This window comes from Bradyrhizobium sp. CCGUVB23, from assembly GCF_024199885.1.
In the GTDB taxonomy this organism is placed as follows: Bacteria; Pseudomonadota; Alphaproteobacteria; order Rhizobiales; family Xanthobacteraceae; genus Bradyrhizobium.
In genome coordinates this window covers 1,845,077-1,858,972 of sequence record NZ_JANADQ010000001.1, presented here as the reverse complement: position 1 = coordinate 1,858,972, position 13,896 = coordinate 1,845,077, and the positions used below count along the sequence as shown (strand labels likewise).

11 protein-coding genes and 3 pseudogenes are annotated in these 13,896 nt (G+C 58.7%); 7 read left to right on the top strand and 7 right to left on the bottom strand.

Going from position 1 to position 13,896, the window contains the following annotated elements; all coding sequences use genetic code 11:
* Positions 1 to 244 precede the first annotated feature (244 nt).
* The 6 genes from NLN62_RS08655 (at position 245) to NLN62_RS08630 (ending at position 5,849) form a co-directional block, all read left to right on the top strand.
* Complete coding sequence (locus NLN62_RS08655) at positions 245 to 1,021, top strand: outer membrane protein (protein ID WP_254108394.1); 777 nt, start codon at positions 245 to 247, stop codon at positions 1,019 to 1,021.
* Between the two features lie 191 nt (positions 1,022 to 1,212).
* Positions 1,213 to 1,539 (top strand): hypothetical protein, encoded by a 327-nt coding sequence (locus NLN62_RS08650; protein ID WP_254108393.1) that lies wholly within the window; start codon positions 1,213 to 1,215, stop codon positions 1,537 to 1,539.
* Between the two features lie 456 nt (positions 1,540 to 1,995).
* On the top strand, positions 1,996 to 2,382 hold the full coding sequence (locus tag NLN62_RS08645; RefSeq protein ID WP_254108392.1) for a sugar transferase: 387 nt from the start codon (positions 1,996 to 1,998) through the stop codon (positions 2,380 to 2,382).
* The gene (locus NLN62_RS08640) at positions 2,292 to 2,582 is read left to right on the top strand and encodes a sugar transferase (RefSeq protein WP_254108391.1); all 291 of its coding nucleotides are present in this window, start codon (positions 2,292 to 2,294) and stop codon (positions 2,580 to 2,582) included. Before NLN62_RS08645 ends, NLN62_RS08640 begins: the two co-directional genes overlap by 91 nt.
* 1,915 nt (positions 2,583 to 4,497) lie before the next feature.
* A complete protein-coding gene (locus NLN62_RS08635; protein WP_254108390.1) occupies positions 4,498 to 5,229 on the top strand; it encodes a nodulate formation efficiency C protein in 732 nt (243 codons plus the stop codon).
* Entirely contained in the window at positions 5,226 to 5,849 is a 624-nt protein-coding gene (locus tag NLN62_RS08630; protein WP_254108389.1) for a hypothetical protein, read from the top strand. The genes NLN62_RS08635 and NLN62_RS08630 overlap by 4 nt, the downstream gene beginning before the upstream one ends.
* A gap of 357 nt (positions 5,850 to 6,206) precedes the next feature.
* On the opposite strand, the pseudogene NLN62_RS08625 reads toward NLN62_RS08630, so the two are convergent.
* A pseudogene (locus NLN62_RS08625) lies at positions 6,207 to 6,416 on the bottom strand (transposase domain-containing protein); the annotation flags it as partial.
* Between the two features lie 511 nt (positions 6,417 to 6,927).
* On the opposite strand from NLN62_RS08625, the gene ltrA reads away from it, so the two are divergent.
* Positions 6,928 to 8,256, top strand: coding sequence for a group II intron reverse transcriptase/maturase (gene ltrA, locus NLN62_RS08620; protein ID WP_254113388.1), 1,329 nt, complete (start codon positions 6,928 to 6,930; stop codon positions 8,254 to 8,256).
* 164 nt (positions 8,257 to 8,420) lie between these two features.
* On the opposite strand, the pseudogene NLN62_RS08615 reads toward ltrA, so the two are convergent.
* The 6 genes and pseudogenes from NLN62_RS08615 to NLN62_RS08590 all read right to left on the bottom strand — a co-directional run.
* Positions 8,421 to 9,776: pseudogene (locus NLN62_RS08615) on the bottom strand (IS66 family transposase); the annotation flags it as partial.
* 142 nt (positions 9,777 to 9,918) lie between these two features.
* Positions 9,919 to 12,006, bottom strand: coding sequence for a recombinase family protein (locus NLN62_RS08610; RefSeq protein ID WP_254108388.1), 2,088 nt, complete (start codon positions 12,004 to 12,006; stop codon positions 9,919 to 9,921).
* 357 nt (positions 12,007 to 12,363) lie between these two features.
* Positions 12,364 to 12,660, bottom strand: coding sequence for an IS66 family insertion sequence element accessory protein TnpB (gene tnpB / locus NLN62_RS08605; protein ID WP_254108387.1), 297 nt, complete (start codon positions 12,658 to 12,660; stop codon positions 12,364 to 12,366).
* Between the two features lie 183 nt (positions 12,661 to 12,843).
* Positions 12,844 to 13,020 carry a transposase gene (locus NLN62_RS08600; RefSeq protein WP_254108386.1) on the bottom strand — a complete coding sequence of 59 codons (177 nt, stop codon included), beginning with the start codon at positions 13,018 to 13,020 and terminating at the stop codon, positions 12,844 to 12,846.
* 104 nt (positions 13,021 to 13,124) lie between these two features.
* Positions 13,125 to 13,394, bottom strand: a pseudogene (locus NLN62_RS08595) (helix-turn-helix domain-containing protein); the annotation flags it as partial.
* Between the two features lie 151 nt (positions 13,395 to 13,545).
* The gene (locus NLN62_RS08590; protein ID WP_254108385.1) at positions 13,546 to 13,815 is read right to left on the bottom strand and encodes a hypothetical protein; all 270 of its coding nucleotides are present in this window, start codon (positions 13,813 to 13,815) and stop codon (positions 13,546 to 13,548) included.
* Between the last annotated feature and the right edge of the window lie 81 nt (positions 13,816 to 13,896).

The window sequence follows — 13,896 nt, the reverse complement described above, 5'->3', positions numbered from 1 at the left end:
CCCATCGTGAATCGCTTTAGACGCGAGCGCGGAATTCACAACCAAATCATGGCCCGGTTAGATACTTCAGGTCTAGCATCTGATCATTAGCTGGCAGACAGCATCAACTGCCGACACGACGGCTACGCGGGCCCTCAGTCAACTACCACATTTCGGAGTTGATGGAGAAGATGATCACATGGCAATTCTCGTCCAATACACCGCGAGGAAGTCGATACGAAGCTGGGGGTTGGGGTTTTAGAGAATGAAAAGAGTCCTGCTGGGCACGATAGCCTTCATCGCGCTGGCCGCTCCTGCCTCTGCGGCTGATCTTGCCGCGCGGCCCTATGTCAAAGCGCCGCCCCCAACGGCCATTCCAATGTATGATTGGAGCGGCTTCTACATCGGCATCAATGGCGGCGGCGGCTCCGCGCATCAATGTTGGGACGTGGTCAACGCCGGCGGCGTGGTCGTCGCTCCGCCCGTTGGGATGGGGTGCCATAATGCGACGGGAGGCACGGTCGGCGGTCAAATCGGCTATCGCTGGCAAATAGCAAACTCGGTGTTCGGCTTGGAGGCGCAGGGCAACTGGTCCGATTTTAAGGGATCCAACAGCAACCTCGCTTTCGCAGGCGTCCAGGATGAATCCAAGCTTGATGCATTTGGCCTGTTCACGGGCCAAGTTGGCTATGCTTGGAATAACGTGCTGCTCTACGTGAAAGGCGGAGCTGCGGTCGCTCGTGATAAGTACCGGGTTTTCGACTTTGGGTCTGGGCTAACCATCGACAACGGCAGCGAAACTCGTTGGGGCGGTACGGTAGGGGCGGGCCTTGAATTTGGCTTCGTTCCGAACTGGTCCATCGGTGTTGAGTACGATCACCTGTTTATGGGTCATCGGGACGTGGACTTTGTTTTTTCGCCCGGACTCGTGGATGTCCCGGCGGGCGCTTTTGCAGGGACCGCCCGTATCGGTCAGGACGTCGATATTGGTTTGGTCCGCGTGAATTACCGCTGGGGTGGCGCGGTCGCCCCGACATATTGATCTTCGCCGGAACGGAAGTGTTCCATCACACGGAGAGCTAGACAATCTTTCCTCAGAGACGATCACGATATTTCATGCCTGAGACCGCAGGCCCACTAATCTTGGTAGGTGCTTCGCAGGACGTTTCTTAACACACTATCTTGGTCGGCAGCCTGCTGTGTGGTGCCACTTCATCCGTAAGGAGCAGTACAATGTCCAAACTTCAGGGCACGTATGTGAACGACAACATTGGAGCGAAACTCGTAATTGCTCAGGCCAACGATTCGAATGGCCAGATTACCTCGGCTTCCATCAGCTATAACGGCCACAACTATCCTGCGACCGGTCACTACCATTTCAAGAACAGCACCGGACCAACCACGGTCACGGTACCGACCGGCCTGGATGACGACGCCGGCTATGTCGCCCTCACTTTGACCTCAGACAGCCAGGAATTCAAACGGCTCAAGAGCTTCGGCGGGCTCGCCAATTTCGACGCCGAAACGATCGGCCTCGGTGGTGCCTTTAACCGACAATAGGCAGCTAACTAAGCTAGACCGTCGCCCTTAGAGATGTCGTCGGCGACGGTCATCGCGGTGACGGCAGACCTTGAGCCGCTTCTCGTCGTTCAATCGCCGCACCTGCCCCGGATCAACGTAGTCGACCCAGCAAAGAGTACCTCATCGGGGAAGTTGAGCGCTGTTTCGTTAGGCATGACATGCGTCCCGAATCCTCGGACCCGCGCGCATTCGGTTGCGGGGAGGTAGAAACGGAATTGTCGGTTTGTCAGCGCCTATCGCTGATGCGCGCGCGAACAGGATCGGGAACATCTTCTCCTGAAAAACATACGCGATCCGATCGCATCCCGAACGCGTTGCAATTCGAACCCTTCGTTCGACTGATGCGCATGCCGGTCGGCATGTCAGCAAAGCCCGTACGGCGAAATCGGCGCCGAATACCTCTCCGCTGGAACCAGCGGACGTTGAAGCGATCGCTTGATCTGGTGGGGCGCAAGCCTCGCTCTGATCATTTTTGTCGGTGCGATGTTGGTGACGGCGACCCTGATTGCGGTGACGTCAAAAGGTTCGGTGATTTTCCGTCAAAACCGCGTGGGCTTCAACGGACGTGTTTTCAGAATCTTGAAGTTCCGCACCATGCGAACAGTCGACGATGGCCCAATGATCGTGCAGGCCGGGGAACATGACCCCCGCGTGACGAGCCTCGGCAAATGGCTGCGCAAGCACTCGATCGACGAACTGCCGCAGCTCATAAATGTACTCAGAGGCGCGATATGTCGCTGGTCGGACCCCGACCGCATGCAGTCGCTCACAATGTGGAGTATGAAAGACTCATTAGCAACTACGCTCTCCGACATCGCGTGAAGTCTGGCATGACCGGCTGGGCTCAAGTTAACTGTTACCGCGGAGAAACTCGCACGATCGACCTCATGCGGAAGCGTGTTGAATACGATCTATGGTACATTGACAATTGGAGCATACTTTTGGATGTCAAAATCCTCGTACGCACTGCGCTTGGTGGATATCGGGAGCAATCAAGTGATGAACGCTCGACTCCACCCTAATGGAGGCGAGGCGTGCTTAGCTCGCTCAAAGGGCTCCGGACCGGGAGGGCCTCGCGCAGGACGCCCAGATAGCCGCCACATCCCTTTTCCACCTCTCACCGCTCATTGGAACTAAAGCGAGCGGAGTCATACTGCACGATAATCCATTTGTTGATGGTGACTGGACTTCGCATCTCGGCTCGGTCGCAGCGCGGGTCGCCTCCAATGCAAGCTCGGCAGTGGCCATATCCGCAAACGTGCCCCGCAAGGTCGTATATGGAAGGCGGTACCATAGGTTGTTGCTGCCGAGCAACCAAGCCTCCCAGCCGTGCGCCACGGCCTGTTTCAAAAACACAGGGTGGGGCGGCGCGAAAGCTTCCTCCGCGAAGGCTTCTTCCAAATCATACGAGCACAGATACTTTTCCATCGTGGCGCCGCTTCACCGAAGTGCCCGCAAGCAAGCGATCACGATCGCGGAATAAACGAGCACGGCGCCAATAGCTAGCGTGATTTCTACCGACGTGATTTCCATCGCGTAGCTCCGAATTCGATCGCGTGAGCTACCGCCCACCAGACGGTGTATGTGAGAAAGCAATTCTTCCGCCAATCGACCATCTGGACGCCGTTGTCTGTCACTCTCACCGAGAAATGGGTTGAGGTGCAATAATCAAAGCCGCTGTCGAATCGTGGACGTTTAGGTCTTAGCAGCCAGTGTGAATCCGCACCGAAGTGGTAGATACTCGGTAGCGCACCCATGACGTGGCACTCATTGTCGAAGTCGTAACCGTTAGCTATGTTCCCGACTACGCAGACACTGATCCTGTTGTAATCGTGGCCCTCATGTTCATACACGGCGAGGACTTCGCGATCGGGCGCATGCGCGAACGCGATCGCCGCTGAAGCTACTTCAACATATTGCTCCTTATAGTCTCGCGAGCGATAGACCGGGCGGCCCGGTAGAGCCCTGAAACTACCGGGTCCGCCCTCCGCATCGCAGCCCCTGCAAGACCAGCGATGTTCGCCCGGCGAAGCAAAGAGCGTGCCACCTTAACTGCCCACTTTCTGTTCTGTCTGTTTTCCTGTTCGGCGCGCCCGCTTCAATGCGCAAGTGTCTGAAACCTGACGGTTCGGTACCCCCTCAAGAGAGCAGCGCGGGCGCGACTGGACAGTCCGCAGCGAGAGGACGCCTGTCCCTGTCCGCCCGCGCTGCCGGAGAAATTAGCGGCCACATGACTCCGCACCGAGGTCGAATGAGGAAGCGCTGAGTCACACACCCTCTAACTTCCCTAGTCAACGATCGCTGAGCACGATGCCGACTAGCCACGGGGCGAAGCAACCTCGGGCATCATCGGGTCCTGCACGCTTTGTGCCAAGATAAGATCCACGGTTCGCATCATGTTTGCGTCGGAATTGACAGCTTTTCGACATGCCCATGTCTTGGTATCTACGCCGCCATGGATGATGTCCGCGCTTTAGTCCCTATTGTGGGCGGAGCCGATGAGGCAATTTGCGATGCCGGCCCCAACGGGGATGGCATTCCAGCCACCGCGCGGGTCACGTCGGGGCGGCTTGTGTTCGCTCGCGGTGTCGGCCAGCGTTGCCAGATAGCGCTCGATTTCGACAGCCGGGACCAGAACCCGCGCGCCGTAGCGCTTCCTGAAACTTCATTCGACGATCCGGGCCAGCCCGGAGCGGGAGTGGTCCAGGCGGGCCGGCATCGTGACCAACCAACTCTGGTAGGCGCCTTGCGGATCTCATCGGGATACAAATCCGAAGCGGATATCAGGACCGGCTGCGTGGGGTAGAGAAAATGACCGATAGGCGTGTGCTTTTGTTTTGGTTCTGTCTCTGTCTCTGTGTCTGTCTCGGTCTTGGACTTAGTTTCAGTCTTGGCCTACGGAATTTGCGGGGCGGGCTGGCCGGTCAGGGCGATGACGTGCGCGCGGAAGATAACACGCTGATCGACCAGGTTCGATCAACTTGGCGCGCGCAGGACGGTGAGACGGCGGAGCAAATCTTCGCCAGGGCCGCGAAGGTCGCACACTTCGTTCCCAGGAGATGGGAGCATGGCCGGAAGACCGACACGGGCGAGCCGGTTGTGCTCTCGTGGGCCAAACACCCGACTGATAAAGCAGAAGACGACTCTGCGGTGACCTGGGAGGTGGGACGCGATGGCACAGTGACACTTGTGACGCTGTATGCAAAACCCATGGAACTAGGCTGGCGCGCGTTCGCACTCTCACTTCTTGCTGACGAGGTCACCGGCAACGAAACAGGGGTGGGCCGGCGCTTTCTGCATGATCCCGCTAACTTTAACTTCGTGACGACAGCGCAAGGCAGGCTCGGCGATCTTCTGCGGCGCAGTCGTTGCACTGTGGGCGATGGTGCTAACGTGCACTACTTGCCGACAGTGGACGAGCAACAAACGGTCCAAACGGTCAAGGACGGCTTGTGGCGCGTTCAGCTTTCGGTCGACTGCGATGGTCAGGGGGCCGGTTATTCTACCCGCGATGTCATCATTTTCGAGAAGCGCGAGGGGCAAGATTGGGAGCCGCGCTCGTTCCTGGCCAAGCGTATCGCGACCTATGCCCCAGAGTCTTTGTTTGACCAAGCAGATCCGAAAGATCAAGAGGCCTTCGAGGCGGACCGGAAGGCGTTGGCCAAATGAAATTGGGGCCGAAGCTCGATGCCATGGCGGACGGCGTGAAGTTGCCGCTGCTCAATGTGTTTCCGCTCCACCAAACCCCTGGTGGGTGGGCACAGAGGTCGATGTTGGGCCAGCCGATGACGCCATTGATGATCATTAACGATTGGTTCGAAAAGCAGGACGGAGAAGTACAAGTCGAGATCGCCGGCATGGCGGCGCTTTTGATGTTCGACGGTGCCGACCTTGTCGACCTCGGCAGCCACGAGCAGGTGGAGTTTCTCCGACATTGGTTGAGCGAGGTGGGATTGCAAGCCTATACGGTCGTTGGCCGCGCTTTGACGTTCCGAGTCTGTTTTGAGTATTTCGCGGAAGACAGGTTTACCGACTTCGGGTGGAGGCTCTCCGAAAAGGCCCTTCGTAAAGCTCTCGAAGCGCCTGAGCACGCACCGAATTCTGATACTATGCGTCTGGCTTCTCATGCGCGAAGAATGCTTGACGGTTTGCCCGCCCGCAAAAACAAGTGGATCGAAGTCGGGAAATCTTGGCGAGAGCTGGCCGACGCCTGCCTGACGTCTAGCGCTCTCAGGGATTGGACCTCCTCGCAGACGGAACAGCCCCCCAGACAGTGGTTGAGCGGGTAGCGGTGGATGAAGATATCGATGGGAGAGACAGAAGTGGAGGCTAGGTAAATCACTGTAAGTTAGGGTTAGGATAGCCCTCTATACGCCCCAGGGGGGCTGATGGCGACAAGGGCGGGCGTGCTCATCCCTCGGGGGCGCGGGGAGTCCAGCGCTACACAAAATCATTTGTAGGGTCTGGTCACATCATTTCAGCGCAGCGAGCGCCTGATCAAAGCGATACTCCGGGATTCTGATCCGCTCTTTTGTAAGGTCGAAGCGGGATTCCACTTGGTCTGTGAACGGGGTAACGTTCGACAGGTCGCAGACGCGATCGATAGGCGTGCCACCGCCGAGGGCGGTATGCGGGCGGCGCCGCGTAAGCGCGTCGATTTGGCTACTCGGCCAACCGTTGGCGATACGCTGAAGCGTTAGGGTGAGCCAGGCGAACGGATCGACGTGGTTCATCTTCGCTGTCTGCAGCAGTGTGGCGACGCTCGCCCAGGTCCGTCCGCCGCCGTCACTACCAGCGACGAGACTATTTTTTCTCGTAATTGTTTGCGGCCTGATGGCGCGTTCGACGATGTTCGAATGTGTGCCTTGCCAAGGCGCACTGTTCTCCCTGGTGAAAATCCAGGCCGGCAAACTCTCGCTCCAGCCGGAAGTACTCGGAGCGGGTCAGGAGGCGACGAATGACCTGAAGCACTCTGAGAAAAGGCCCCTTTTGGGGGTCATCGGTCCGCGCGGGCCGCAACTTGCGAGTGAACACTGAGCAGGCTCCGAAAGCGTCATCGTGGGAGTCGACCCGCCATACTAACGGGGAAGGCCGGCGTCCGGGGGGAAGCGAGCGAGAAAAGCACCCCAGGATCCCACCGGAGTAGTGGTGACAGCACGCGCGGGACATGGACAGTGGGCAACAAGGGAAGTCTGCTGCCGACGAAGGATGATGAGTCCGGACAACGACGAACCCGTGAGGGCCAGCGTCGGCGGCGGCAGATGGCGGATGGGTCCGTACTACCTATGACACCGGGTAACGCCGGAAGAGGGAAGGGGCCCTGACTTGTATTAAGCGAGAACGAAGCGGAGAGCACGGCGATTGACGATGAGTCTAGCAACACCGGAACTAAGCGTTCAGAAGCTGCAGAGCTCGCTACAGGCGAAAGCTAAGACCGAACCGGCATACCGCTTCTACTCCCTGTGGGACAAAATCTGCCGATCGGATGTCATGGAAGAAGCTTACCAAAGGTGTCGTGAAAACGACGGCTCCCCCGGGGTGGACGGCATAACATTCGAACAGATTGAAACCGAGGGACAAGAGCGATGGCTGGAAAGTATCAGACAGGAGCTGAAGGATGGCACCTACCATCCCAAGCCCCTTCTGAGAGTATGGATACCAAAGAGCAATGGCGGACGCCGACCACTCGGAATTCCGTGTATTCGTGACAGAGTCGTCATGATGGCCACGGTCTTAGTGATCGGTCCCATCTTCGACGCGGACCTGCTGGACAACCAGTATGGATTTCGTCCGAAGCTGGACGCCAAGATGGCCGTGCGCCGCGTGTTTTGGCACATCAAGGACCGGGGACGCCGCGAGGTAGTCGATGCAGATCTACGCGACTATTTTACGTCGATTCCACACGGCCCGCTGATGCGATGCCTAACACGACGGATCGCCGACGGACGACTCCTCTCGACCATAAAAGGCTGGTTGACAGCTCCGGTGGTCGAACGGAGCGGAAGACGGACGATACGGACGGCAGATGCGCGCAAGTTTAAGAAAGGGACCCCGCAAGGCTCTCCCCTGAGTCCCTTGCTGGCGAACATCTACTTTCGACGCTTTCTGCTGGCCTGGCGCGACCACGGACACCAAGAACAACTCGACGCCTACGTCGTCAACTATGCCGACGATCTCGTGATCTGCTGCCGCCCCGGTCAAGCCGAGGCGGCGAGGAAGCGAATGACGGTACTGATGAACAGGCTCGGGCTGGAGGTGAACGAGACCAAGACCCGCATCGCTCTGTTGCCGACGGAACGATTTACGTTCCTGGGCTACACGATCGGGCGGTTCTACGGAAAGGACGGACAAGCCTTCATCGGCACGCGTCCGTCCAAGAAGGCGGTCATGAGATTGCTCCGACGAATCCACGAACGCACGACGCCGCAGTGGTACCCGGACACACCGGAGAACACTGTCGTCGTCATCAGTCGCTTTCTTCGTGGCTGGTGCGGCTACTTCGACCAAGGTCCTGTCATGAAGACCTATGACTTCATCAGGCAATACGTCGATCGGCGTCTGCGGCACTGGTTGATACAACGAGCAGGAAAACGTGGCAGGGGCTTCAAAGAGTATCCGCAGGATTACCTGCACGATACGCTCAAACTCTTCCGCATCCCGACTCGTCGTAACGACCGATCGAGTGCGAAGGCTTGATGAGACAAGTGAAAGCCGGGTGCGGGAAATCTGCATGCCCGGTTTGACGAGCGGCGACTGGAAACGGAACTATGGTGCGAACTGCGACACCGGCAACTGGCGAAAGCAGCCGGACCAGTAAAGCCTCGCGACCTACGGTCACCGCGCCAGTCGTCGACTCTACCGAGCTCGATGCGACCATCGGTCAGGAAGCGTTCGAACATGGCACGGCGCGAGACGGCGTAGCGGATCGCCTCGGCCAGTTTTGATTTGCCGGAGATGCGCCGCAGGGTCTGCTCCCAGAGATCGAGGAGATCTGCGACGACCGCCGCGGAGGCTTGCTGGCGCGCGGCAACGCGTGCGTCGGGGCTTTGACCGCGCACGGCTTTCTCGACCTGCCAGAGCTTTGCCATCCGCTCGAGCGTCGTCGTTGCCACTATCGAGCTCCCCGCAACATGCAGTTCGTAGAACTTGCGCCCGCTGTGTGACCAACAGCCGGCCAATGTGATGCCATCATTGCCGCGATCGGGGCGCGCCAATTTGTTATAGGCGGCGTAGCCATCCACCTGCAGGATACCCCGATAACCATGGAGATGCCGGACCGCGCATTCGCCGGAGCGGCTGTCTTCAAAGCGATAAGCCACCATCGGGGGACCACTGCCACCAAAGGTTCGGTCATCTCGGGCATAGGCCCATAAGTAGGCCGTCTTCGTCGATCCGGAGCCGGGTGCGAGCGTCGGCAAGGTGGTTTCGTCCGCAAAGACCCGTTCGGCCTTCTTGACCTCGCTGAAGATGTAGTCGGCCAAAATCTCCAGCTCGAAGCCGAGCTTGCCCGTCCATTGCGCCATGAGCTTGCGGTCGAGCTCGACCTTGTCGCGGGCGTAGATGGCTTCCTGCCGGTAGAGCGGCTGACCATCGGCATATTTGGAGACGGCGATCTGGGCCAGAAGCGCTTCCGTCGGAATGCCACCTTCAATGATATGGGCGGGGGCCGGCGCCTGGATTACGCCGTCCTCGTTCTTGAAGGCATACCTGGGACGGCGCGTGACGATCACACGGAACTTCGCCGGCACCACATCCAGACGCTCCGACACTTCCTCGCCGATCAGCACCTTCTGCTTGCCGGCATGCTCAGCCAGCTCTTCCGGCTCAATGACGGTTTCGACCCGTTCCAGATGGGGCGCAAAGCCCTTGCGCCGACGAGGTGCACGCTCGCCGTCCGCTTGCGCTCGACCCTTGCTGACCTAGGCCTTGATCGCCGCGATGCCGGTCTCGATCTCCTCGAAGACGAAGGCCTGCTGTTCATCGTCACCGCACGCAGAGCCGAGCTTTTCCGATCGCCGGCCGAACCGGGCGCGGTCGAAGGCCTTCAGGATCTGCGTCAGCCGCTCAATGCGCGCATCGGCATCGGCGTTGCGGACCTTGAGATCGGCGACCTCGCTCTCCAGAGCATCGGCGCGGGCCGCCTTCCCAGCCATGGCAAGCACCATGGCCTTCAGCGTCTCTACGTCATTCGGGAGGTCGAGATCGGGCGGCGTCATTGGCCCGACCAGAGCACATTTTGCTCCGGTTCTCTCGCCCTTTCAGCTCACTGTTCACTTCGCCGCAGTGCTTTTACCCAACAATCTCCGGCGGCTTGACCGCCACGGTCCGGACCCGCTTCCAATCCATCCCATCCACCGATTACGCATGTTGATGCCCCTCCTGGTGAGGCGGACAGATTCTGAGATCTACGCGACTGAGAGTGTGGTTTCGCAGGTTTTGGATTGCCTTGAGCACTGACGGCTTGTCGGGGAAGAGGTAGGCTCCTGTTGAATGACGATCGATCAGAAGACGCTTGTGCCTGATCTGCACATAGAGCCAGTTGACGGGAATCTTCAGCTTGGCAGCTAATTCCGGCGGGCTAAGCAAGTTGGATGCGTGGGACCACCTATTGCGCTGCACGGCGACCCTGATTCCGGCGGCAAGCCGAGTCCGCTGCACCGTGATTGGCAGAACCCTGTCGGCACAGTTTGGCGAGCGATGCCCCTCGCTGGTTAGGACGGCGGCGATCTCATCGTCGGGCATACCGTCACGGGCCAGATCGAGCAGACGATTGCGCATTTCCATCCCCCGCGTGAGCATAGCGAAGGAGTTGACCTTCATCTTCACTTCGAGATTGCTTACTGCGCCGCCGCGCCAGACGATCCTGACCCGAGCGATGTCACGTTCACCGCGATCAAGAACGACCTTCTCAACGAGGCAGCGCAGCAGAGCTTTGCGCTGCGCGTCGGTCGTCGATGCGTCCGTCCATATCTGCGGCAGACGGCCGGCGAGACTAACAACCTTGCTGTGGAGGACCTTGCCTATCACCATTGAAGCGACGGGCTGGGGAGGAGCTTGTCGGGTGAGTTCTTCCTCGGCCGCCCGGACTTCGTTCAAGGCTGCCTCCCATCGACGCTCAAGTTCACTGGCAACAAGCCTATTGTCGGGATCGACCCGATTGAACTGACGCTCGGCCAGTGCCGCAGCATAACGCTTCCGTTCGAGTTGGCGTTCGGCGCTGGCGCGCAGCGCCGCATCCGTCTGATGCTGGGCACGCCTGGCCTTCGAGAGTGCGTCAAGTTCGGCCGGTGCGAGCGCCGTCAAAAACGCATCAGCCACAGCCGCGTCGATGCGCGCGGCACGGATGTGCTGGCATGCCGGCAAGCCCTTGTGGGTGTGCAGGTGATTGCAGACGTATTCACCGCCACTCTTGTAGCGCACGTACAGTTTGTGGCCACAGCGTGCACACCAGGCAATGCCATGTAGCAGAAGATCACCGTCGCGAGGAGCTCCTCTTGTTTTGATACGCATGTATTCGGCTCGGTTGTCTCTGATGATAAAGCGGATCTTTTCATACGTCAGCCAGTCGATATAGGCGGGATATCGATTCTTAACGACAATCCGCCAGTCCTCCATCGGTCGGGCGATTTTGATTGATGAACGACCTTCACGTCTCCCAGCGCGGGTGCGGGTTCGTCCGTAAACAAAGGCGCCAGCATAGGCGGGATTCCTCAGGATCGTCGATACCGCCGCCAGTGTTGCTTGTGCCCAACGTAGATCGCCATGTCGGTCGCGGCGTGGTAGGTCGAGTTTGCGATCGTTCAATACACGCATGACCTTGGCCACGGTACGGAAGCTCAGGAACATCTGGAACACGAGCCCAAGCCGCTCCTGGACCGCGATGTCGGGATCCTTAACGACCACACCGCTCGGATCACGTATGAAGCCGATCGGCAAGGTGAGCGCGAGCTCGCCGCGCTCGGCCTTTGCAAGAAGTCCGGCCGTCAGGCGGCTACGGATCGTGTGTAGTTCGAGCTCCGATATCGTCCCTTTCAACCCAAGCAGCAGGCGACCATTCGCACTGCCGGGATCATAGACACCGTCTCGATCCGCAATGAGACAACCCTGCAGCCCGCAGATGTCCAGGAGTGGATACCAGTCGGAACAGTTGCGCGCCAGGCGCGTCACGTCGATCGACAGGATCAAACCTACTTCATTGAGCCCGACACGACCAACAAGCTCCTTGAAGCCACTCCGCTTAGCCGCAGACGCGCCGCTCAGACCGAGATCAGCGTCAATCACCTCGATATCAGCCTTATGCCATCCAAGTTCGTGAGCGCGTTGCTGAAGCGCGTATTGTAGTCGCAGGCTTTCCTGATTGCTCACCATCTGGTGGGGCGTCGACTGTCGAATGTAAACGACCGCTTTGCGCGCCAGGTGCATCGGTTTGACCAGTTCGGACTTCATGAAAGACCTCCGCCAGAACCGCGGCGACATCGTCGATGATCTGACGCCGCAAGGCCGGCGTTAGCAGCATCCAGAGATCCTTTGGGTCTACACTCATGCTCGTTGAGACATTCAGCCACTGAAACCAGATCCTGCAGCGACTCGATGCTCAGTTTGGTCTGATTCTTCGCTAAATCACACTGTTCTGTCGCCGCAATCGAGATGAATAAACTCGACCCTCTCCGGTGCTCGACTTCATAGGATGGCGGTAGGTTGCCGCCCACATGGGTCGAACGGCGGATCACACGGAATGTGCGCCCATACAGAGGATGTCGCGGATCCAGAACCTGGATCACCTCAGCCGATGATTCATCAGACTCACCAGCAGGGATATCCCCATATGCATTCGACCAGTGCCATCAACTGCGCCGGGCTGAGCTGTACCCGATGATGCCCGATCCGCGGCCAACAGAACTTCGCCTTTTCAAGACGTTTCAAATAGAGGCACACGCCGGAGCCATCCCACCATACGATCTTTATTCTATCGGCTCTCTTGGCCCGGAAGACATAAAGCGCACCGTCGAACGGATCTGAGCCGGCATCGCGCACAAGCGCAACAAGGCCATCGATACCCCTGCGGAAGTCGACTGGATGGCTGGCCAGGAACACCTTCACACCAGAGGGAATCATGCCGAACGGACCGCCCGGATCACCCGCTGCAAGTGCGCCTCGTCGACATCCATGCCGGCGCGCACGACGATCTCGCCAATGGCAATCTCGATCACTGCGTCTGCCACAGAAGCCACCGCACCCTCGCAACCAGAGTGCCGCGAGCGATAAAGCTGCTCAGCCCGAGCATCACGGCGCCAAGCGAACAGATGCGACGGGTTGCATGCCGATCCGGTGGGCGATCGCCGATACGCTCGCGCCAGGCTCCAGCGCCTCTGTCACAACTTGCGCCTTGAACTCGTCCGACCAGCGTCGGCGAAGCTGCCGCGGCGCTCCCTCAAGACGCTCGGCGACGGCTTCGATCATATGGAAGGTTCTAGTTCCAGAACTAGGCGCAGACATAGAAGCTCACAATCGGCTCACAAACTCAGCAGCCGATAGCCCATCGCTCACCCACTCCGCTAGATGGGGTCTCTTTGCCGCTTACGTTCGTTGCGCAATTGCTTGATCCCGAGCTTGCGCTCACGCCGCAGCGACAGGATCAACGACTCCTCGGACTCGAAGACCTTCTGCTTCGCCTGGCGCAGTGGTCGGCGGCTGCGCTCGACCAGCCCAGCCTCGCCGGCTTCCTGGAAACGGCGCAACCATTTGCGCAAGGTCGGACGCGGAGTGCCGCAGCGTCGACAGACGAGACCGGCATCGCCCGTTGCCTCGTAAAGCCTGATCCAGCCAAGGCGCATCTTCACGCGAAACATCGGGGGCCTGTGGATTTGATGGACAGCGCTACCGCGCTGCCCACAATCCCACAGTCAAAAACAAAAGCAAGAAAGTGAAACGATGTTACCGAACCCCACAAATCATTTGCATAGTTAGGAAGGGCGTGGATGAACCTTACTCTGCCTCATCGAACCGACTAAAAGGATTTTCGATCGCATGCTCACGCCCCAGCAAATCGCCGAAGCCAAGAACCACGTCCGCTATCAGCGACAGAACAATGTCCACGAACATGACGACTGCATCAGGATCGCCTACGAATGGCTCGATGCGCAAACCACGACCAAGAGAACGTTGAAGCGAGCGTACCCAATTAAACACATCATCGAAAGATGGGGCGGTAGATACATTTCGTCTGCGGACGTGGAAGTTGCGGCCGAAATTCACCCGAGGATCAAAGGACGGTATCCTCACTTCAATATCAGTTCTCGCCTTGCACTACCCCGTGATGGTCGGTTGGCAGACATT

What these genes read in the sequence shown, in the direction of transcription:
- NLN62_RS08655 (WP_254108394.1), top strand. Translation starts at nt 245, where the DNA reads ATGAAAAGAGTCCTGCTGGGCACGATAGCCTTCATCGCGCTGGCCGCT.
- NLN62_RS08650 (WP_254108393.1), top strand. Translation starts at nt 1,213, where the DNA reads ATGTCCAAACTTCAGGGCACGTATGTGAACGACAACATTGGAGCGAAA.
- NLN62_RS08640 (WP_254108391.1), top strand. Translation starts at nt 2,292, where the DNA reads ATGTCGCTGGTCGGACCCCGACCGCATGCAGTCGCTCACAATGTGGAG.
- NLN62_RS08630 (WP_254108389.1), top strand. Translation starts at nt 5,226, where the DNA reads ATGAAATTGGGGCCGAAGCTCGATGCCATGGCGGACGGCGTGAAGTTG.
- ltrA (WP_254113388.1), top strand. Translation starts at nt 6,928, where the DNA reads ATGAGTCTAGCAACACCGGAACTAAGCGTTCAGAAGCTGCAGAGCTCG.
- NLN62_RS08610 (WP_254108388.1), bottom strand. Translation starts at nt 12,006, where the DNA reads ATGAAGTCCGAACTGGTCAAACCGATGCACCTGGCGCGCAAAGCGGTC.
- NLN62_RS08600 (WP_254108386.1), bottom strand. Translation starts at nt 13,020, where the DNA reads ATGATCGAAGCCGTCGCCGAGCGTCTTGAGGGAGCGCCGCGGCAGCTT.